This is a genomic window from Pseudomonas sp. FG1, assembly GCF_034313875.1.
GTDB classification, from domain to species: domain Bacteria; phylum Pseudomonadota; class Gammaproteobacteria; order Pseudomonadales; family Pseudomonadaceae; genus Aquipseudomonas; species Aquipseudomonas veronii.
Window position 1 is genome coordinate 3,311,385 of the sequence record NZ_JAVIWP010000001.1, and the last position, 19,992, is coordinate 3,331,376.

General features: G+C 58.4%; 17 protein-coding genes and 2 tRNA genes. 13 read left to right on the plus strand and 6 right to left on the minus strand.

The annotated features are described in order from the left end of the window. The first annotated feature begins 153 nt into the window (after nt 1-153). The 4 genes from RGV59_RS15390 (at nt 154) to RGV59_RS15405 (ending at nt 3,330) form a co-directional block, all read left to right on the plus strand. A complete protein-coding gene (locus RGV59_RS15390; protein ID WP_079443197.1) occupies nt 154-813 on the plus strand; it encodes a transglutaminase-like domain-containing protein in 660 nt (219 codons plus the stop codon). A 56-nt stretch (nt 814-869) separates the two neighbouring features. Further along, the gene (locus RGV59_RS15395) at nt 870-1,487 is read left to right on the plus strand and encodes a glutathione S-transferase family protein (RefSeq protein ID WP_017846832.1); all 618 of its coding nucleotides are present in this window, start codon (nt 870-872) and stop codon (nt 1,485-1,487) included. Nucleotides 1,488-1,621: 134 nt separating this feature from the next. Continuing rightward, entirely contained in the window at nt 1,622-2,554 is a 933-nt protein-coding gene (locus tag RGV59_RS15400) for an ABC transporter ATP-binding protein (protein ID WP_017846833.1), read from the plus strand. Continuing rightward, nucleotides 2,551-3,330, plus strand: a complete 780-nt coding sequence (locus RGV59_RS15405; protein WP_017846834.1) for an ABC transporter permease — start codon at nt 2,551-2,553, stop codon at nt 3,328-3,330. The genes RGV59_RS15400 and RGV59_RS15405 overlap by 4 nt, the downstream gene beginning before the upstream one ends. Nucleotides 3,331-3,463: 133 nt before the next feature. Here the strand turns inward: RGV59_RS15405 and RGV59_RS15410 are convergent, their stop codons facing one another. Continuing rightward, nucleotides 3,464-4,009, minus strand: a complete 546-nt coding sequence (locus tag RGV59_RS15410; protein ID WP_026140003.1) for a TetR/AcrR family transcriptional regulator — start codon at nt 4,007-4,009, stop codon at nt 3,464-3,466. 91 nt (nt 4,010-4,100) lie between these two features. Here RGV59_RS15410 and RGV59_RS15415 point away from each other — a divergent pair, with 91 nt between their 5' ends. The 4 genes from RGV59_RS15415 to RGV59_RS15430 all read left to right on the plus strand — a co-directional run bounded on the left by RGV59_RS15415 (nt 4,101) and on the right by RGV59_RS15430 (nt 10,434). Beyond that, nucleotides 4,101-5,294, plus strand: coding sequence for an MFS transporter (locus RGV59_RS15415; protein WP_126586535.1), 1,194 nt, complete (start codon nt 4,101-4,103; stop codon nt 5,292-5,294). Nucleotides 5,295-5,401: 107 nt separating this feature from the next. Beyond that, nucleotides 5,402-6,550 carry a TDT family transporter gene (locus RGV59_RS15420; RefSeq protein ID WP_017846837.1) on the plus strand — a complete coding sequence of 383 codons (1,149 nt, stop codon included), beginning with the start codon at nt 5,402-5,404 and terminating at the stop codon, nt 6,548-6,550. Nucleotides 6,551-6,608: 58 nt separating this feature from the next. Further along, the gene (locus RGV59_RS15425; protein WP_126586533.1) at nt 6,609-8,483 is read left to right on the plus strand and encodes an MFS transporter; all 1,875 of its coding nucleotides are present in this window, start codon (nt 6,609-6,611) and stop codon (nt 8,481-8,483) included. Nucleotides 8,484-8,658: 175 nt separating this feature from the next. Next, the gene (locus RGV59_RS15430; protein WP_050558747.1) at nt 8,659-10,434 is read left to right on the plus strand and encodes a M91 family zinc metallopeptidase; all 1,776 of its coding nucleotides are present in this window, start codon (nt 8,659-8,661) and stop codon (nt 10,432-10,434) included. A 66-nt stretch (nt 10,435-10,500) separates the two neighbouring features. On the opposite strand, the gene sugE is transcribed toward RGV59_RS15430, so the two are convergent. The 3 genes from sugE to rdgC all read right to left on the minus strand — a co-directional run bounded on the left by sugE (nt 10,501) and on the right by rdgC (nt 12,962). After that, the gene (gene sugE, locus RGV59_RS15435; protein WP_017846842.1) at nt 10,501-10,815 is read right to left on the minus strand and encodes a quaternary ammonium compound efflux SMR transporter SugE; all 315 of its coding nucleotides are present in this window, start codon (nt 10,813-10,815) and stop codon (nt 10,501-10,503) included. Nucleotides 10,816-10,921: 106 nt separating this feature from the next. Further along, nucleotides 10,922-11,887, minus strand: coding sequence for a bile acid:sodium symporter family protein (locus RGV59_RS15440; RefSeq protein ID WP_017846843.1), 966 nt, complete (start codon nt 11,885-11,887; stop codon nt 10,922-10,924). Nucleotides 11,888-12,041: 154 nt separating this feature from the next. Next, nucleotides 12,042-12,962 (minus strand): recombination-associated protein RdgC, encoded by a 921-nt coding sequence (gene rdgC / locus RGV59_RS15445; RefSeq protein ID WP_017846844.1) that lies wholly within the window; start codon nt 12,960-12,962, stop codon nt 12,042-12,044. Between the two features lie 159 nt (nt 12,963-13,121). Between rdgC and RGV59_RS15450 the strand changes: the two genes are divergently transcribed. From RGV59_RS15450 to RGV59_RS15460, 3 genes are all read left to right on the plus strand, one after another. Next, a tRNA-Val gene (locus RGV59_RS15450) sits at nt 13,122-13,197 on the plus strand. Between the two features lie 19 nt (nt 13,198-13,216). Then, nucleotides 13,217-13,293 (plus strand) — tRNA-Asp (locus tag RGV59_RS15455). A 233-nt stretch (nt 13,294-13,526) separates the two neighbouring features. Beyond that, nucleotides 13,527-14,879 (plus strand): tyrosine-type recombinase/integrase, encoded by a 1,353-nt coding sequence (locus tag RGV59_RS15460; protein ID WP_126587394.1) that lies wholly within the window; start codon nt 13,527-13,529, stop codon nt 14,877-14,879. Nucleotides 14,880-15,307: 428 nt separating this feature from the next. On the opposite strand, the gene RGV59_RS15470 is transcribed toward RGV59_RS15460, so the two are convergent. Together RGV59_RS15470 and RGV59_RS15475 are read right to left on the minus strand one after the other, a co-directional pair. Beyond that, nucleotides 15,308-16,465: a DUF3800 domain-containing protein gene (locus RGV59_RS15470; protein WP_126587395.1), complete on the minus strand. Its 1,158-nt coding sequence runs from the start codon at nt 16,463-16,465 to the stop codon at nt 15,308-15,310. 81 nt (nt 16,466-16,546) lie between these two features. After that, nucleotides 16,547-17,296 carry a hypothetical protein gene (locus RGV59_RS15475; RefSeq protein WP_126587396.1) on the minus strand — a complete coding sequence of 250 codons (750 nt, stop codon included), beginning with the start codon at nt 17,294-17,296 and terminating at the stop codon, nt 16,547-16,549. Between the two features lie 238 nt (nt 17,297-17,534). On the opposite strand from RGV59_RS15475, the gene RGV59_RS15480 reads away from it, so the two are divergent. Beyond that, nucleotides 17,535-19,241 carry an ATP-dependent nuclease gene (locus RGV59_RS15480; protein WP_126587397.1) on the plus strand — a complete coding sequence of 569 codons (1,707 nt, stop codon included), beginning with the start codon at nt 17,535-17,537 and terminating at the stop codon, nt 19,239-19,241. Next, complete coding sequence (locus RGV59_RS15485) at nt 19,234-19,947, plus strand: UvrD-helicase domain-containing protein (RefSeq protein WP_260473933.1); 714 nt, start codon at nt 19,234-19,236, stop codon at nt 19,945-19,947. Before RGV59_RS15480 ends, RGV59_RS15485 begins: the two co-directional genes overlap by 8 nt. Nucleotides 19,948-19,992: the final 45 nt, after the last annotated feature.

Consider the following 19,992-nt stretch of genomic DNA (forward strand, 5'->3'; position numbering starts at 1 on the left):
GCATCCGAGAAAGCGCGGTGATCAGGGTGTGGCGAGTTGTACTGGAAGCACCTTGGGATCACCGATCACCAGGCGCCGACATTTGGCCGAATCGTCGTTATCGCTGTGGCGGACCTGTCGTTAGACTCCAGGCTTCCCCCGGAGATCAAACCCATGGAAACGTACCTGAATCCCAGCCGCTTCATCGATAGTGACCACCCTGCGGTGGTGGAGTTCGCCGAAAAACATCGCGGTTCCAGCGCGGATTCAGGTGATCAGGCAGTCAGTCTTTATTACGCCGTGCGTGAGGCGGTGCGCTACAACCCCTATACCTTCAGCCGCGACCCCAACACCCTGAACGCCAGCTTCGCCCTGGCTGCCGGCCAGAGCTACTGCGTGCCCAAGGCCACTTTGCTCGCCGCCTGCGCGCGGCACTGCGGGATTGCGGCGCGCATCGGCCTGGCGGATGTGCGCAATCACCTGTCGACGCCACGCCTGATCGCGCTGCTCAAAAGCGATGTGTTCGCCATGCACGGTTATACCGAGTTGTACCTGAACGGGCGCTGGGTCAAAGCCACGCCGGCGTTCAACCAGCAATTGTGCGAGCTGTTCGATGTGCCGCCGCTGGCGTTCGATGGGATCAACGACAGTGTGTTCCACGCCTTCAATCGCCAGGGCAAGCGCTCGATGGAGTACCTGGTGGACCATGGGCAATTTGCGGATGTGCCCGAAGATTTCTTCTTTGCCCACCTGGAGAAATGTTACCCGCACCTGTTTGGCGAGCAGATGCCGAGCGTGCTGGGTGACATGCAGGACGATTTAAGCCGCCCGTGAACCGGCGTATGCTGCTGCGTTCATCAAGCCATGTTCATCAACAATAAGGCGCGGTCATGCTGAAGATCTGGGGGCGTAAAAATTCATCGAACGTCAGGAAAGTCCTGTGGTGCGCCGAGGAACTCGGCCTGGACTATGAGGCCATCGATGCGGGCGGGGCGTTTGGCGTGGTGGACACGCCGCAATACCGCGCATTGAACCCGAACGGCCGGGTGCCGATGATCGAAGACGGCGACTTCGTGCTGTGGGAATCCAACACCATCGTGCGTTACCTCTGCGCCAAGCAGGCGTCGAACTGGTACCCGAGCGACGTGAAGGCGCGGGCCAGTGCCGAAAAATGGATGGACTGGACCACCTCGACCCTCGCCGAGCCGTTCAAGGCGGTGTTCTGGGGCGTGGTACGCACCCCGGCGGAAAAACAGAACTGGGACAGCATCAACGCCGGGCGCCAGGCCTGCATCGATGCACTCGGCACCGTGGAGAAGGCGCTCGCCGAACAGCCCTACCTGTCGGGCGACGCCATCGGCATGGGCGATATCCCCTTGGGCTGCTTTGTTTACGCCTGGTTTGAAATGCCCATCGAACGCCCGGCCATGCCCCACCTGGAGGCTTGGTACCAACGCCTGCAACAGCGCCCGGCGTACCGCAAAGCGGTGATGACCGCGTTGACCTGATACTGACTATTAATACAGGTGACTGTACTTGTGCGGCGCGGGCAAGCACCATGTTTGTCATGCGCCGCCGTTGAACGATGCGCGGTGTGCCCTCATCTATTGTCCCTATTCCCTTCTTTGGTGCGTATTCCGCTATGAGTTCCGCTCTGTCCATCCGGCAGCTAACCAAAACCTACGGCAACGGTTTCCAGGCCCTGAGTGGTATCGATCTGGACGTTGCCGAAGGTGATTTCTTCGCCTTGCTCGGCCCCAATGGCGCCGGCAAATCCACCACCATTGGCATTCTCTCGACCCTGGTCAACAAGACCAGCGGCACGGTGAATATCTTCGGCCATGACCTGGACAAATCCCCGGCGGCGCTCAAGCGTTGCATCGGCGTGGTGCCCCAGGAATTCAACTTCAATCAGTTCGAAAAGACCTTCGACATCGTCGTGACCCAGGCCGGCTACTACGGCATCCCGTCGAAAGTCGCCAAGGAACGCGCCGAGCAGTACCTGACCCAACTGGGCCTGTGGGACAAGCGCGACGTGCCTTCGCGTTCGCTCTCCGGCGGCATGAAGCGACGCTTGATGATCGCCCGCGCGCTGGTCCACGAACCGCGCCTGCTGATCCTCGATGAGCCCACCGCGGGGGTGGACATTGAACTGCGTCGCTCGATGTGGACCTTCCTCACCGAGCTGAACCAGAAAGGCATCACCATCATCCTCACCACCCATTACCTGGAAGAGGCTGAGCAACTGTGCCGCAACATCGGCATCATCGACCACGGCACCATTGTCGAGAACACCAGCATGCGCAACCTGCTGGGCCAGTTGCATGTGGAAACCTTCCTGCTCGACCTGAAGACCGAACGGTCGGCGCCGCCGCAATTGCTCGGCTACCCATGCCGCCTGGTGGACAGCCGTACCCTGGAAGTCCAGGTGGATAAAGCCATGGGCATCACCGCGCTGTTCGGCCAATTGGCGACCCAGCACATCGAAGTGCTGAGCCTGCGTAACAAAACCAATCGCCTTGAGGAGTTGTTCGTGTCCCTGGTGGAAAAAAACCTGGCGAAGGTGGCGGTATGAATTCGGAACTGCAACCCAACCTCATCGCCCTGCAAACCATCGTCTACCGCGAAGTGAAACGCTTTACCCGGATCTGGCCGCAGACCCTGCTGCCGCCGGCGATCACCATGGTCCTGTACTTCGTGATCTTCGGTAACCTGATCGGCCGGCAGATCGGTGGCATGGGCGGTTTCACCTACATGGAGTACATCGTGCCGGGCCTGATCATGATGTCGGTGATCACCAACTCCTACGGCAACGTGGTGTCGAGTTTCTTCGGCAGCAAGTTCCAGCGCTCCATCGAAGAACTGATGGTGTCGCCGGTGTCGCCGCACACCATTCTGATCGGCTACACCTTGGGCGGCGTGCTGCGTGGCTTGATGGTCGGCGTGATCGTGACCTTGTTGTCGCTGTTCTTCACCCAACTGCAAGTGCATCACCTCGGCATCACCCTGGTGGTGGTGGTGCTGACGGCGACGATCTTCTCGCTGCTGGGCTTCATCAACGCGGTGTTTGCCCGCAACTTCGATGACATTTCGATCATCCCGACCTTCGTGCTGACGCCGCTGACCTACCTGGGCGGGGTGTTCTACTCCATCACCTTGCTGCCGCCGTTCTGGCAGACCGTGTCGCTGGCCAACCCGGTGTTGCACATGGTCAACGCCTTCCGCTACGGCATCCTGGGCGTGTCGGATATCCGGATCAGCGTGGCGATCACCTTCATGGTCGTGGCCACGGCGGTGTTGTACATCGGTTGCGCGCGGTTGCTGGTGAGCGGGCGCGGGATGCGGACGTAACGCCGGATTACACGCCGTAAAAAATGTGGGAGCGGGCTTGCTTGCGATAGCCGTGGATCAGTCAGCGATACAGTGACTGACCTAGTGCAATCGCGAGCAAGCCCGCTCCCACATTGGTTTCTGAATAACGTCTTTACCCTTGCAGCGCCAACTCGATCAGCGCGTGCAGCTCATCCACCGCCAGCGGCGCGGTGGAGAACAGAATGCGAAACACCGTCGGCGCCGCCAGCAGGTTGATCAGGCGGTCCGCGCTCGGCGGTGGCGGCGTGGCGTTCGGGTAGCGCTCGACGATCGTTTGAAGCTGCCCGCTCAGGATGCTCACGCAATACCCTGGCGTCTGGCTGGATTGCACATCACGCATCATGTTGCGCCCCGGCTCCGAACTCATCTCATCCAGGTATTGCTCGGCCCACGCCCGCAGGTCGCCGCGCAGGCTGCCGGTGTTGGCCGGCTCGCTGTCCGGGCGCATGCGCGCCAGGGCCACATCGGCGAGCAACACCGAGAGGTCGCCCCAGCGGCGGTAGATGGTCGATGGCGTGACGCCCGCGCGCGCCGCGATCATCGGTACGGTGACGCTGGACCGCTCATGGGTTTCCAGCAGTTCGCGCACCGCCGAATGGACGGATTCTTGTACCCGGGCACTACGGCCCCCCGGGCGGAGGCCTTCTTTTATCGCCATGCCTGTGACCTTAACACAAAGAATTTGCTTTAAGCGGCGAGCAGTAGCACACTCGACAAAAGCAAAATATTAGCTTTAGCGGAGCGTGCCCATGTCCAGCCTCACTTCTCATCGTTCCAGCCTGGTGTTCCTGGCGATCACCTTGCTGACGTTCCTGGCGGCCTCCAGCGCAACGACGCCGTTGTATCACCTGTACCAGGAGGGCCTGCATTTTTCCTCGGGCATGCTCACACTGGTCTTCGGGGTCTACGCCTTGAGCTTGCTGGCGGCGCTGTTGACCGTGGGTTCGCTGTCGGATCACCTGGGGCGCAAGCCGGTGATTTTTGCCGCACTGGGCCTGAATATGCTGGCGATGCTGCTGTTTATCAATGAGAGCGGCGTGGCCTGGCTGATCGCCGCACGGACGCTGCAGGGTTTCGCCACCGGCATGGCCACCGCGGTATTGGGCGCGGCCCTGCTCGACACCGACCGCCAACAGGGGCCGCTGGTCAATAGCGTCGCGCCCTTGCTGGGCATGGCTTGTGGCGCGATGGGCAGCAGCCTGCTGGTGGAATTCGCGCCGCTGCCCACCCAGTTGATCTACTGGACACTGCTCGCGCTGATGCTCGGGCAGGCCATGTATGTGTGGCGTTTACCGGAAACCGTCAGCCGCATCCCCGGCGCGCTGGCGTCATTGCGCCCGACCCTGCACGTGCCGCCGCAAGCGCGCCGGGCGTTGTGGCTGTCGTTGCCGGTGGACGTGGCGGTGTGGGCCATGGGCGGCTTCTATCTGTCCCTGGCGCCGTCGCTGGTGCGGGCGGCGACCGGCTCGACCTCCAACCTGATCGGTGGCGGCCTGGTCGCGGTGTTGACCTTGAGCGGCGCGCTGATGATTTTCAGCCTGCGCAATCGCCCGGCCCAGAAGGTCCTGCGGTTGGGCGCCAGCCTGCTGGCCGTTGGCGTGGCACTGATCCTCGCGGCGGTCCACAGCGCCAGCCTGCCGCTGTTTTTCGTCGCCACGTTGATCGCCGGCAGTGGTTTTGGCGCGGGCTTTCTCGGGGCCTTGCGCAGTGTGGTGCCGCTGGCCTTGCCTCATGAGCGGGCGGGGTTGATGTCGGCGTTTTACGTGCTGAGCTACCTGGCGTTCTGCCTGCCGTCTTTGCTGGCGGGCAATCTGATCCGCAGTTTTGGCCTCATTGCCACCACGGACGGCTATGGTGTCGTGCTGATCATGCTGACCCTCGGCGCCCTGGCCGGGTTGCTGCGCCAGGATGCATTGCGGGTCGGGTGCAAGGGCAGCGCCTGACGCTATATTGGTAAAATAGATAACAGTTAGAGATATTACCCGTTATATAGATATGCGCTCAGGTTCTACCATGGCCCCAACCTCCTACGAGGAAGAGGATTGCCATCATGACCTGCTCGACCACCCTGAACTACAAACCCTTCAGCCACCTGGCCCGTCCGCGGGAAGTGATCCGCCAGTTCACCCCGAACTGGTTCGCCGCCACCATGGGCACCGGGGTGTTGGCGCTGGCGCTGGCGCAACTGCCGGTCAACCTGCCCGGCATGTACGCCATCGCCGAAGGGCTGTGGCTGTTCACCATCGGCCTGTTCATCCTGTTCAGCGCCTTGTATGCGGCGCGCTGGGTGATGTTTTTCGACGAAGCGCGACGGATCTTCGGGCACTCCACGGTGTCGATGTTCTTCGGCACCATTCCCATGGGCCTGGCTACGCTGCTCAACGGTTTGCTGCTGTTCGGCCTGCCGCGCTGGGGTGCTGGTGTGGTGCCGCTGGCCGAAGCGCTGTGGTGGCTGGATGTGGCGATGGCAGTGGCCTGCGGTGTGCTGATTCCGTTCATGATGTTCACGCGCCAGGAACACAGCATCGACCAGATGACCGCCGTTTGGCTGTTGCCGGTGGTCGCCGCCGAAGTCGCCGCCGCCAGCGGTGGCCTGTTGGCGACGCACCTGGCGGATGCCCACGGGCAACTGGTGATGCTGGTGACCAGCTACGTGCTGTGGGCATTTTCCCTGCCGGTGGCGTTCAGCATTCTGACCATCCTGATGCTGCGCATGGCCCTGCATAAGCTGCCCCACGCCAACATGGCCGCGTCGAGCTGGCTGGCACTTGGCCCGATCGGCACCGGCGCCCTCGGTATGCTGCTGCTGGGCGGCGATGCACCGGCGATCTTCGCCGCCAATGGCTTGCCCACTGTCGGTGAAATCGCCTACGGCCTGGGCCTGATAGCCGGGATTACCCTGTGGGGCTTCGGTTTGTGGTGGATGCTGATCGCGGTGCTGATCACCCTGCGTTACCTGCGCGCCGGCATCCCGTTCAACCTGGGCTGGTGGGGCTTCACCTTTCCGTTGGGGGTCTACGCCCTGGCCACGTTGAAGCTGGCGAATGTGTTGCACCTGGGGTTCTTCAGCGTAGTGGGTGGCGTGCTGGTGCTGGCGTTGGCGCTGATGTGGCTGGTCGTCGCCAAGCGCACCGTGCAGGGGGCCTATAAAGGTGAGCTTTTTGTTTCGCCGTGTATTGCAGGATTAGGGAATAAGTAAGCGGGATTAGGTAAAGTCGTGGCCTGAAAAAAAACCAGGCCACGCAGGAACACGGACGATGAGCCACCCCTCACAATTCACCTTGCTGCGCACACGGCGCTTTCTGCCGTTCTTCATTACCCAGTTGCTGGGTGCCTTCAACGACAACATCTTCAAGCAATCGCTGATCCTGGCGATTCTCTACAAGTTGACCATCGACGGTGACCGCGCCATCTGGGTCAACCTGTGCGCCTTGTTGTTTATCCTGCCGTTCTTCCTGTTCTCGGCGCTGGCCGGGCAGTTTGGCGAGAAATTCAACAAGGACGCGTTGATCCGCGCGATCAAGGTCGGCGAGATCGTGATCATGGCCGTCGGCGCCACCGGCTTTTTGTTCAATCATCTGCAACTGATGCTGCTGGCGTTGTTTGCCATGGGCACCCACTCGGCGCTGTTCGGTCCGGTGAAGTACTCGATCATGCCTCAGGCGCTGCGCGAGGATGAGCTGGTGGGCGGCAACGGCCTGGTGGAAATGGGCACGTTCCTGGCGATCTTGGCCGGCACCATTGGCGCCGGGATCATGATGTCGTCCACCCATTACGCGCCGGTGGTGGCGGTGGCGATTGTCGGTGTAGCGCTGCTGGGTTACCTGGCCAGCCGCGGCATTCCGCGGGCGGCGGCGTCTTCGCCGCAACTGCGGCTGGACTGGAACATCTTCAGCCAGTCCTGGGCCACCTTGCGCCTGGGCCTGGGGCAGACCCCGGCGGTGTCGCGCTCGATCGTCGGCAACTCGTGGTTCTGGTTTGTCGGCGCGATCTACCTGACGCAGATCCCGGCCTACGCCAAGGAGTGGTTGTACGGCGACGAAACCGTGGTGACCCTGATCCTCACGGTGTTCTCGGTGGGCATCGCGCTGGGCTCGATGCTCTGCGAAAAACTCTCCGGGCGTAAAGTGGAAATCGGCCTGGTGCCGTTTGGCTCCTTCGGCCTGACGGTGTTCGGCCTGCTGCTGTGGTGGCATTCCGGCGGCATGCCGCAGAACGTGCAGGCCAACGACTGGCTGGCGGTGCTCGGGTACGGCCAGGCCTGGTGGGTGTTGTTCGATATCCTCGGCCTGGGTGTGTTCGGCGGTTTCTATATCGTGCCGTTGTATGCACTGATCCAGTCGCGCACCGCCGAGAACGAACGGGCGCGGGTGATCGCCGCCAACAACATCCTCAACGCGCTGTTCATGGTGGTCTCGGCGATTGTGTCGATCCTGCTGCTGAGCGTGGCCAAGCTGTCGATCCCCGAGCTGTTCCTGGTGGTGTCGCTGCTCAACGTGGCGGTCAACGCCTACATCTTCAAGATCGTCCCCGAGTTCACCATGCGTTTCATGATCTGGCTGCTCAGCCATTCCATGTACCGCGTCGAGCATCGCAACCTGGAACTGATCCCGGACGAAGGTGCGGCCTTGCTGGTGTGCAACCACGTCTCGTTCGTCGATGCGCTGTTGATTGGTGGTGCGGTGCGTCGGCCGATTCGCTTTGTCATGTACTACAAGATCTACCGCTTGCCGGTGCTCAACTTCATCTTTCGCACCGCCGGGACGATTCCGATTGCCGGGCGTAATGAAGACATCCAGATCTACGAAAAAGCCTTCACACGAATTGCGCAGTACCTGAAGAACGGCGAGTTGGTGTGCATCTTCCCGGAAGGCAAGTTGACCAGTGACGGCGAGATGAACGAGTTCCGCGGTGGTGTGACGCGCATTCTGGAAGAGACGCCGGTGCCGGTGATTCCATTGGCGTTGCAGGGCTTGTGGGGGAGTTTTTTCAGCCGCGACCCTAACAAGGGCTTCTTTCATCGCATTTGGTCGCGCGTGACACTGGTGGTCGGCCAGCCGGTAACGGCGCAGGCAGCGACACCGTCGCACTTGCAGGGTTTGGTCGGGGCGCTGCGGGGGGCGGTGAAGTAGCGAGCCGGGTTTACTCGGCATGCGTGCTGCTGGCGAGCGGTGTGGCGCCAGGATGTTCCGGCGTGACGCGGCTCCTTCATGCCCAGTCCGGTAATTTTTCACTCTATTGGAGGAACGTTTTCGGTCAGCACGCCACAGAGTTATCGTCTTCCTCTGCGTATGACGGGAGCTAACGATGGACTCTACTTCTACTTCTACTTCTACTTCTTCACCGCAGCCGCAGCCGCAGCTGGCTTACTCCGGCGAAGATCAAAAAGCCAACTCGGCCTATCGCGCGGCGAGTGATCCCGTCAGACAGGCCGCGCATGCGGCTCCGATCACTGCCAATGTGCCGTTTATGTACAACAATACTCATGGGCCATCCAGGGTGGAGATCGGTTCAGTCGAGGCTGGCCCGGTGACTTATGGCAGTGACTCCGATCTCCAGCGGCGTGCAAGGCAATCTGATGCTGCGCCGGCCGATTCATACTTCCAGAGCGCGCCCAGTCGTGAACAGGTTCGCGCCAAGGCCGAGGGCCAGCAAGGCAGTATTGATTTTGGCAGCCCTTCATCACCCTCTGCGCCGACCAAGGTCGACCCGAGTCGGGGATACCATGATGGCAATGTCAGCATTACTCGCGAACGTGGCACCTCGTCTCGAGCACAGCGGAATCATGAGACCCTTCGCATCAAAACCGGCAATGGTGATGATTCTATCCATATCGAAGAAAGCCGGGACGGTGGGCTCCTCGCGCAGATCAATGGGAAATCCTACGACATTCAACATCATGAAAATCCCGCAATCAAACAGGGCGTTGTGGTCGAAACCGGCGGGGGGAATGATGGCGTCAGCATCGGTTACGGGGGCAGTCGGGAAACGTTTATCTATGCCGGCGCGGGTAACGATACGGTTTACGCCGGGTCGGGCAAGACGAATGTGTTTGGCGGGGAGGGTTCTGACGTGATTAACCTGGGCAGCGGTGAAAGCTACGCTGAAGGTAATGATGGAAATGACTTTATCACCGGGGGCAGTGGCAATGCTGTGATTTACGGTGGCAAAGGCAGCGATGAATTGCGTGCAGGCGGAGGGCCAGATACCAAAACCAACTACGTGGATGGCGGGGAGGATAACGATCTGATTTATGGCGGAAGGGGGCACAACATTCTGCATGGCGGACCGGGCGATGACCATATCGTCGGGGGAGACAGCAATGCTATTTATACCGGGAGGGGGCGGGATACTGTCCAGACAACCAATGAAAATGATCGTGTCTTCGGACGGCGAGGGGTCGACGATCTGAGCCAGCTCCGTTCCCAGTCAGGCTTTCGGGAAGTCGCCCCCCTTGACGTCGGTCATCGCGGGATCAAAGTCGAAGGCAGCCCGGAGTTCCGCCAGCGTGTAAATGATGACCTTGAGTTTCTCAGAGGCTCGCCGGTGGGGCAGAGGGTGCTTGCAAAAATCGATTCGCTTGAAGCGCCTGTCAAGATCCGACAAGGGGCCGATGGTAGTTTCTATGACTACAGTGATCCAGGTCTCGGAGTTACGCGCAGCGATGAAGGCCGCCGTGCTGATTATGGCGACGGTTTTGTCAAAGACGGCGTTGCGGGCATACCTGCAACAGATCCGGTCCTGACGTATCAACCTAACTTCATTGTTCCGGGGGACCAACGGCCTCCGATCGTTGTTCTGCAACATGAGCTCGCCCATGCGATCAATTTTGGTGAAGGCTCTGCGCTGACAGGTACGACTTTTTCAGGCACCAAAATGGTGGGCTACGACTCAAATGGCCGACCCCGGTTCATGCCGGTGTACGAGGATAATTTTGAGCGCCAGGCGGTCGGACTCTTCACCAGCCACGCCCCCTATAAATTCGACCCGAATCTGCCGGCCTCCACCTACAACGTCTGGCCCTTCACCGAAAACGCGCTGCTCTACGAGTTTGGTCTGCCATTACGCCAGCGCTATACGTAACCGTGCGTCGATCATTGCTGCGGAGTAATTATGTAGGTGGGGCGCGAGACTGCGTGCCGGCAGAGGCTACGCGCTGATCTTGAGCCCCACCAACCCGGCGATGATCAACGCCACACTGGCCAACCGGAACAGCGCCATGGATTCCCCGAACAGGATAATCCCGGCGATCACCGTGCCCACTGCACCCACACCGGTCCAGATGGCGTAGGCGGTGCCCAGCGGCAATTCCTTCATGGCCAGCCCCAACAGGCCGAGGCTGATGGCCATGGCGGCAATCGTCAGGGCGGTGGGCAGCGGCTTGCTGAAGCCGTCGGTGTATTTCAAGCCGACGGCCCAGCCGACTTCGAACAGCCCGGCGAAAACCAGAATGATCCAGGACATGATGACCTCCCTCTATAAAAGCGGGGTCGTCCCCTGATGTGTACGCGATAGCGTCGCGGGGTCGTCCCCGCGGCGTTCGGTAGAGTGCCGAAGATTGATCGAGCGATCAAGTTTTTGCAGTGGCTTCCAGGGTGCGGCGGTCTTCCTTTTCGCTCATGCGGCGGAAGTACGTCGACAGCAGCGCTCCGGAAATATTGTGCCAGACGCTGAACAGCGCACTCGGCACCGCGGCCAGCGGCGAAAAATGCGCGCTGGCCAGCGCGGCACCCAGCCCGGAGTTCTGCATGCCCACTTCCAACGCCAGCGACTTGCGTTGCGCCAACGGCAGCTTGAACAGGCGGCCGGTGAAATAGCCCAGCACGTAACCGAAGCTGTTGTGCAGCATCACCACGGCCATGATCAGCAGGCCCGACTCGGCGATCTTGGCCTGGCTGGCGGCCACCACGGCGGCGACGATGATCACGATGCTCACCACCGATACCAGCGGCAGCACCTCCACCGCATGGCGGACCCGCTCGCCGAGCACACGTTGCGCCACCACGCCAAGCACGATCGGCAACAGCACCACTTGCAGGATCGACCAGAATAATTCCATGAACGACACCGGCAGCCAGGCCGAAGCCAGCAGCCAGATCAGCGCCGGGGTCAGCAGTGGCGCGAGGAGGGTGGTGACGGCGGCGATCGCCACCGACAACGCCAGGTCGCCACGGGCCAGCCAGGTCATCACGTTGGACGAGGTGCCGCTTGGGCAGCAGCCGACGAGGATCACGCCGACGGCGATTTCGGGCGGCAGGTTGAAGGCCCGGCACAGCAACCAGGCCACGCCCGGCATGATCACAAAGTGCGCGACCACGCCCAGGGCCACGCGCCACGGATGGCGGGCGACTTCGGCGAAGTCTTCGAGTTTGAGGGTCAGCCCCATGCCGAACATCACCAGGCCCAGCAGCGGGACGATGGCGCTTTTCAAACCGATGAACCAGCCGGGTTCGACGAAGGCCAGCACAGCAAAGATCAACACCCAGTAGGCGAAGGTATTGCCGACGAAGCGACTCAAGGCGGCGAGTGCGCGCATGGGGAAGTCCTTATTATTAGGTGTACGGAAAAACCATTGTAGGAGCGAGCTTGCTCGCGAAAATCGTCAACGATGACGCGGGCATTTTGAATGCACGCGGCGCGCTCAGGTTTTTCGCGAGCAAGCTCGCTCCTACAGTAAGGCGATAGTGCGCTTAGATACCCTGTGGGGTCTCTTCGCCGCCCAATGCTTCGATCAGCGCCGGCAGGAATTCGCCGAAGGTCAGCATCATCAGGGTAAAGCTGGCGTCCAGTTGGCCCAGGGCTTCGTCGCCACCGTCCTGTTCGGCCTGGTCCTGCAGCAGGTCTTCGAACTTCAGGCGCTTGACGGTCATCTTGTCGTCGAGCATGAAGGACAGCTTGTCCTGCCAGGCCAGCGACAGTTGGGTCACCACTTTGCCGGTGCTCAGGTGCAGCTGGATTTCTTCGCTGGTCAGGTCCTGGCGCTTGCAGCGCACGATGCCGCCGTCTTCGTGGGTGTCGCGCAGTTCGCATTCGTCGAGGACGAAGAAGTCATCGGCCGGTTTCTGGGTGGTGACCCAGTCGGTCATGACCGCGGTTGGCGCGGTTTTCACGGTGAGTGGGCGCACCGGCAGGGTGCCGATCACTTCACGCAGGGTCGACAGCAGGTCTTCGGCGCGTTTCGGGCTGGCCGAGTTGACCAGGATCAGGCCCTGTTTCGGCGCGATCGCGGCGAAGGTCGACGAACGACGGATAAACGCGCGCGGCAGGAAGGCCTGGATGATTTCATCCTTGATCTGGTCCCGTTCCTTTTTATAGACCTTGCGCATTTGCTCGGCTTCGATCTCTTCGACCTTCTCTTTCACGGCGTCACGCACCACGCTACCCGGCAGGATGCGTTCTTCCTTGCGCGCAGCGATCAGCAGGAAATCACCGCTGACGTGAACCAGAGGAGCGTCTTCGCCTTTACCGAAAGGTGCGACGAAACCGTAAGTGGTCAACTCCTGGCTTGCACAAGGGCGCGCCAGTTTGGTGGCCATTGCAGTTTCCAACGCCTCGGCATCAACAGGCAGATCTTGGGTCAGGCGATAGATAAGCAGGTTCTTGAACCACATGGGGTGAGTCTCTCCTTTATACAAAGGGGGGCATTATTGTCTTGATAGCGGCTGAGGCCAACCCTGCCTAAGCCATTGGAAGGGCTGAAAAAAAAGATTTAAGAAAGTGCTTGCCAGACCTTGGGTCGCTCCGTAGAATGCGCGCCACACCGAAACGAAGGGTGATTAGCTCAGCTGGGAGAGCATCTGCCTTACAAGCAGAGGGTCGGCGGTTCGATCCCGTCATCACCCACCATTCGCTTCAAGTGTTACGCGCAGCGGTAGTTCAGTCGGTTAGAATACCGGCCTGTCACGCCGGGGGTCGCGGGTTCGAGTCCCGTCCGCTGCGCCATATTTGCTTCCACTAAGGCCCACTGAACGCCTGGAAGCCACGGAAATAGCGGCCTTGTGCCGCTTTTTTCGTTTTCTGAATTCCACTGGAATCCATCTCCAGCCACGGTTTTTAAGTACACATTTAAGTACACCGCTGGCACAACCTTTTACGATTTCTTGCGCATCAATTTTCGTATTGGTTCGCCTACCGCTGGGTTGTATTCCCCTCCTTGATCTAAAAGGAGGTGTCTGATGGCTCTGACAGATACAGCGATCAAGCAAGCCAAGCCCGCCAGCAAGCCTTATACGTTAACTGATGGGGATGGCTTATCTCTGCAGGTGCCCACGACGGGTTCGAAGCGCTGGCATTTCCGTTTCTATTGGCATGACAAGCAATTGCGTATTTCCCTCGGCACCTATCCCGACGTGGGTCTCAAGGAGGCTCGTCGGCGGAGAGAGGCTGCGCGTGCGCTGGTGGCCAACAATATCGATCCCCGATCGCATCGTCGTGCCGAGAGGCAGAAAGCCTCTCACGCCGCCAACAACACGTTTGAAGCGGTTTCTGATCGCTGGCATGAGTTCCGAAGTAAAAAACTGACGAAAAGTAAGAAGGGTAGTGCAGGGCAAGCGAGCAAATACCTGAAGAAGGACATGCTGCCGTGTTTGGGCGATCTTCCGATCGCGGATATTTCTCGTGGTGACGTGCTGGAGCTCATTAGGCGAATTGAGCGCAGAGGGGCGCTGGTCTCCGCTCGAAAGGTACGCACCTGGCTCAACCAGATCTTTCGTTTTGCTATGGCGGAAGGGCTCGTTGATGTAAACCCTGCAGCAGACCTTGATATCGTTGCCGAGATGCCTCGGCCAGTTCGCCATAATCCCTTCCTCCAAGTAAATGAACTTCCAGGATTGCTAAGGACCGTCACCAATTATGAATGTGCAGAAAAGACACGACTCGGTATTCGTCTATTATTGCTGACGGGCGTGCGCACAGGAGAGCTACGGGCGGCGACTCCAGATCAATTCGACTTCGACAAGGGGATCTGGTTGGTGCCGCCAGAGGGTGTGAAGCAGCTCCGGAGTCGTGTGCGAACGCAGGGGAATGAGATCCCGCCTTATGTGATTCCGCTTTCTATTCAAGCAATTGCAATTGTGCATCGGCTGATGCAGTTGAGGGCGCGCGGTGCACGGTATCTGCTGGTTCACCGATACGAACCGCAGGAAATGATCAGCGAAAATACCCTTAACACCGCGATCAGCCGGATGGGTTACAAAGGAAGGCTCACTGGTCATGGCATCAGAGGCACCATCTCTACGGCGCTCAACGAGGTTGGCTTTGTAGAAGAATGGATTGAGGCGCAGCTTTCCCATGCGGATGCCAATCAAGTTCGGGCTGCATACAATCATGCGGAATACGTCGAGCCGAGACGTAGGATGATGCAATATTGGGCGGATTTATTAGACGCGCTAGAGGTCGGCGTTTCTCCGCCTAAGCCCGAAGCATACATGGCGCAGAGCGGCCGACGTTCAATGGATTTTCTGAGCATGCAGCAGGAATCTGGTGATAACAGCATGGGTGCTAGAGGCCTAACGGCCGAATCACTTTGAATTTTCGGCATCACCGATCATGGCGATCTAGGGCTGATCGGTCTAGCAGCCTTACAGGCTTACGTTAAAGGCGTTTCGACTCTGAAGTAGAAGGAGCGACCAATCTGGGGGGAGCAACATCTAGATCGGTCGCCTCATTTCGTTTATCCCTCCTAATGAATACCACGTTGAAGTTTTTGTAAGCCGTTCAGAGCTCTATCTCATGCAATCCCTGGCTGCCCTGTCGAGCTCCTCAACGACATAGTGAGTAAGCGTCCGGCTAAGTCACCTTCGGACTTGGTATCCTAGGCCAGACCGAGCAGGGCCGGCAGCTCTCGGCTTGAAGAGACATTCGCTGTCCTCCTCTCCCTGCTGCAAGGCGGACTGCGTAGATGGACATGCAACAGGACGCTTCCAGACCTCGCCTCACAGTGCGTTCGGCTCGACGCTCAACAGTCCCGGTAGTCCTCCGGGTACTCGATCCCATGCAGGAACCACAAACTCTTGGCTTTGCTGTCGTTAGGCGCTTGGTTGAAGATCAAGGCGGGGCATTCTTCGTCCGCCTTGTCGGTTAACTTGGCCAGCAAGGCGACGTTACGGCGCTGTTGCTCTGAAAGGTTCATTTTCCAAGATTCAAGTTGTTCAATGCTAAGCTTTTCCATGCAACTGAAATGCTTACCCAGAATACCGCATAGAACGTCCGAAACCTGGATGGCAGGCTCGCTCCTCGAGTTGGCAAAACGGTACATGATGGGTTGGTCGCGGCAGACGATTCGTCGCGGCTCCAAGCGCGCGCGGATCTGAGGTTCTTCGTCAAACACGTGAACGGCGTTCGTGAATGTGGCCAGCCGATTGAGGAACACGGTATCGAAGCTGTCCACCAGAACGCCCGAGTCGTTGCTGACCAAAAAGTCGAGTGTTGTATTGTCCGCGGCGTCTTGCAGCAGATCGCACAGAGTCATTGTCGCGAAGTTTCTGAGCACGAATCCTTGGCGAAACAAAAAAGCGCGAACGGCTCTCACGAATTCCGGAACCCGTTCGACGGACACGCTGGGGTAGTCGAAGGTCTGGAGTAGGCGGAAGTAACTGAGTGGGTCGAGCCGGACGAGTGTGTGCAGTTCGTTTTTCAGTTTGTCGTGCACCGCTCCCAGATGTCTAAAGCGCTCGTGGACAATGAGTGAATCAATAAGGTCTACGATGGACCAGTTCAAGACGCTGAAGTTGGAGTAGTGGGTGTAAACCGGGGCCTCCAGGACCCAGGTGAGGAAGTGCTCAACCTTTCGCGAGCCGAGGCAAGCTGCGTAATCTCCTTGTACGAGGTGCCTGAGCTTCAACTCCGGCGCAGACGGCTGAATTCGTAGCTGCGCTCTGAGCACCGCGATGTCAGGAAGCACCGCTCCCTGCTCTAAGGCAATGCCGCCTAGGACAAAACAGTCCAGAGCGTCGTGATTCAGCAGCCCGGTGTCCGTGATCGTTAGACGACGGATGTTGTTCGTCTCGTCATAGTACAGCGTGTACCGCTTGTGGATGTTTGGCATGAAGCTGAGCCAAGTGGGCCTGAAGCAGTTGATGTCGATGGAGGAATCTTCGGGCTTCTCATTGTTCATAGCGTCGTGCTTGTTAGATTTGGGGGTGGGTGGAGCACCTATGCAGATATGGCAATGCAAAGTATGGGGGGAGATCAAGGGCTATGTGACCTGCAGCTCCAACCAGAAAATTGTGGCTTCGATAACCTCAGTAACCCTGAGGCGCAGCGTACCTTCAATCGATACCATATCTTTCTGGTACTGGACGTACACCTCCATGAGCTTTGTATCCCCACGCTGCTCGACAGTCGGTTGGCCGAGATAGTTGTCAACGAATGGGTTCACTGGCCATAGCTCATACTGCTCGGCAAGCAAACGAACCTTGTCAGTCAGCACGAGCCAGCTCAATGCGTGTTCTGGCGAGATTGAAGCTGCCATTGCCAGGGCGTGCTGGAAGTCGGGGTACCTGGAATGCCCAGTCTCCATCGCGAACTTCACCCTCAGCAGATCCCTCTTGGTCACCAGCTCGCTTTTGTGAACCTTAAGCTTTTCTATATCAAGTACGGCCAAGTCGATTGAAGTGATGGGGGTCTCATGTCCAAAAACCCTTGAGCGCTCGTATGCGTCGATCACTGCCGCGACGATCATGTTTAGGGGCCTCAATGTCAGCTCCTCTCTCCGGTGGCGAGGCATAAGCTCGACGATCACGTAGAATACATACGCCGAGAAGAGACCGACCAACAGGTCACTGCTTACACTGCTAGTTGCATCAGCACGAAGGAATACTGCAACCTGACTATCATCCAGCCAAGGCCAGAGTGACAGCTTCAGGTTAATCAGGACAATAATAACTAGGACGCCTACAGCCCCTGCCAGTAACCACTTTTCCCTTGCTTCTCGCCAAACCCACATAGTCCCGCGCCCCCTTGAATTTCGCAAGCATACCGACAGGTAGGTGCTTGATATCGCCTCGCTGGCCCTGCGCCATTACAACATATCCAAATGCACAGCTAGTTCCCCAAGCCACTGGATATATCTATGATGGGGCACGGTTAATCTCAATTTGTTGCTGTGCTCGGGAGCGCCGGCCGAGGCGGTACCGAAGGATTTTGCTCGCTCTCATAGTCGATGCTCAGAAGGATACTGGTCGGTGAAAATCAGAAAGATAGTGATCAAGAACTTTCGTGGAGTGAAAGAGCTTGAATGGAACCTACCAGCGGCCGATATCATCTGCCTCATAGGGAAAGGTGACTCGTCCAAGTCCACAATCTTGGAAGCCATCCGCTACACGTTCCACCCCCAATGGAATCTCGCCTTCAGCGATTCTGATTTCTATCAGTGCCGGATTGCTGACTGCATAAACATCGAAATCACGATCGGCAATTTGCATGAGGATTTCTGCGCGCTCAACAAGTACGGTCTGCATCTACGGGGTTGGGATGCGACAACTCGGAAACTCGAGGATGAGCCCGATGACCATCTGGAAAGCGTGCTAACTGTCCGGCTGACGGTCGAGAAGGACTTAGAACCGAAATGGACAGTGGTCTGTGACCGTAATCCAGAGGGTGTCCCTTTCAAGCAGGCCGACAGAACCAAGGTTGGAGTGGGCCTCATCGGTGTATACAGCGAGAGAGAGCTTTCCTGGGCAAACGGAACCGCACTTGCCAAGCTGACCGCAGCACAGAGCTTGAGCGAGCTGTTAGCCAATGCGTCAAGAACCGCCAGAAACTCGCTGGATATTGACCGGCCTGTCACCCTTACAAATTTTGATGCTGCAGCGATCAAATCTCAGGATATTGCGAAGCTGCTTGGTGTTCCCGTATCAGATGCCTTCAAGGCTCACCTCGACTTGGCTTCCATCAACCTGCGGGTAGGTGGACTTGCCCTGCATGACGGCGAAATACCGCTGCGTCAGTTGGGGCTCGGGTCTCGCCGCATGCTTCAGTGCGGAATCCAAAGGGCGGGGTTGGACGAAGGCCACATCACTCTGTTCGACGAGTTGGAATTCGGCTTGGAGCCGCACAGAATCACACGTCTCATTAAGCACATTAGGGAAGACAACCGCGGGCAATATTTCCTGACTACGCATTCGCCCATGGTGCTTCGCGAACTCACCGTACAGGACCTTCATATCGTCCACAGCAGAGGCGGGACGGTTACGATCATCTCGGCTGGTGAGCAGGGACTTGAAGAGCACGAGGTTCAGGGAAAGATTCGCTCGAGCACCGAAGCATTTCTGGCGAAGAAAGTCGTGGTGTGCGAGGGCGCTACCGAAGTCGGCTTCCTGAGAGGTTTTGACGACTACCAGATAGACAACGCAAAGGATCCGTTTTCCTTTCACGGTGTAGCGCTGTTGGACGCAAAGAGTGGGAACAAGGTAAAGGCACTTGCCAAGGCCTTCAAATCACTCTGCTATGACGTATCCGTATTGGCTGATGCCGATGCGCAAGATCAGTTTTCCATTGCAGATGAAGCTGAGCTTCGCAAAATGGGCATTCCGACTTTTGTATGGAGCGAGAATCTTTCACTTGAAGAGCGGGCTTTCCAAGATCTGCCATGGCCCGCGGTGTTGGCGAGCTTGAAGCTTGCTCAAGGTAAGCTGGGATTCCCTGTGCGTGACCAGGTGCTATCCAAATTTGCCGGCCCCTTAGACAAAGATTGTGCCGTGTGGGGGGAAAGTCCTGAGCTGCGTGTTGCTATCGGCGTTGCCGCGAAAAAATCTGGCTGGTTCAAGGACACCACTAGAGGTGACCTATGGTTCAAGGAAATATGCCCGGCCTTCCAAGATGCCGCCTTCGGCAAAAAGAACCTTGCGCTTGAGCTCGGAAAACTTTGGGAGTGGGCTGAGCATGTCTGAAGAGTTGGCGATCAAGCTCAACGACTGCGCTACTAAGGGGTATGTACTCGCACCTGCGGGGTATGGAAAGACACACCTCATCGCGTTGGCAGTGAAAGCTTCCAGTGGCAGACAACTGATCCTGACGCATACCTTTGCCGGGGTGAACTCCATCAAGACGAAGATGACCAACTTAGGTGTTCGCTCCTCTCAATATCAGGTGGACACGATCGCCAGCTGGGCGCTGCGACTTTGCCTGGCCTACCCCAAAACGTCAGGGTGGAAAATTGAAAACCCGACCAGCAAGCAATGGAACAAGCTCTATGAGTGCTGCTCTGGTCTGCTAGCTAAGGGGTTCATTCGGCAGGCCGTGTCGGCCAGCTACGTCGGCGTCTATGTGGACGAGTATCAAGACTGCTCGGACTTACAGCACGCGTTGGTCTGCGCTTTGGCTGACTTCCTTCCTAGTCGGATCTTAGGTGACCCCATGCAGGCCATCTTTGACTTTGACGAGGGCAAGCCTGTGGACTGGGAGGTGAGCATCTACCCCAAATTTGACTGCCTGGGGCAGCTGGAGACGCCCTGGCGATGGGTAAAGGCGAAAAATCCGGCTCTCGGCGCCTGGCTCAAAGAGGCAAGACGAAAGATAGAGCTTGGCCAACAGATTGACTTGCTGGGCGAGCGGCCGCCGAGTGTGGTTCGTGTGTTGCCGCTGACCGAAAACTGACCCAGTAGAGGCTCTTCTGCCGACTGAAAACTGACCCAGGTGTTC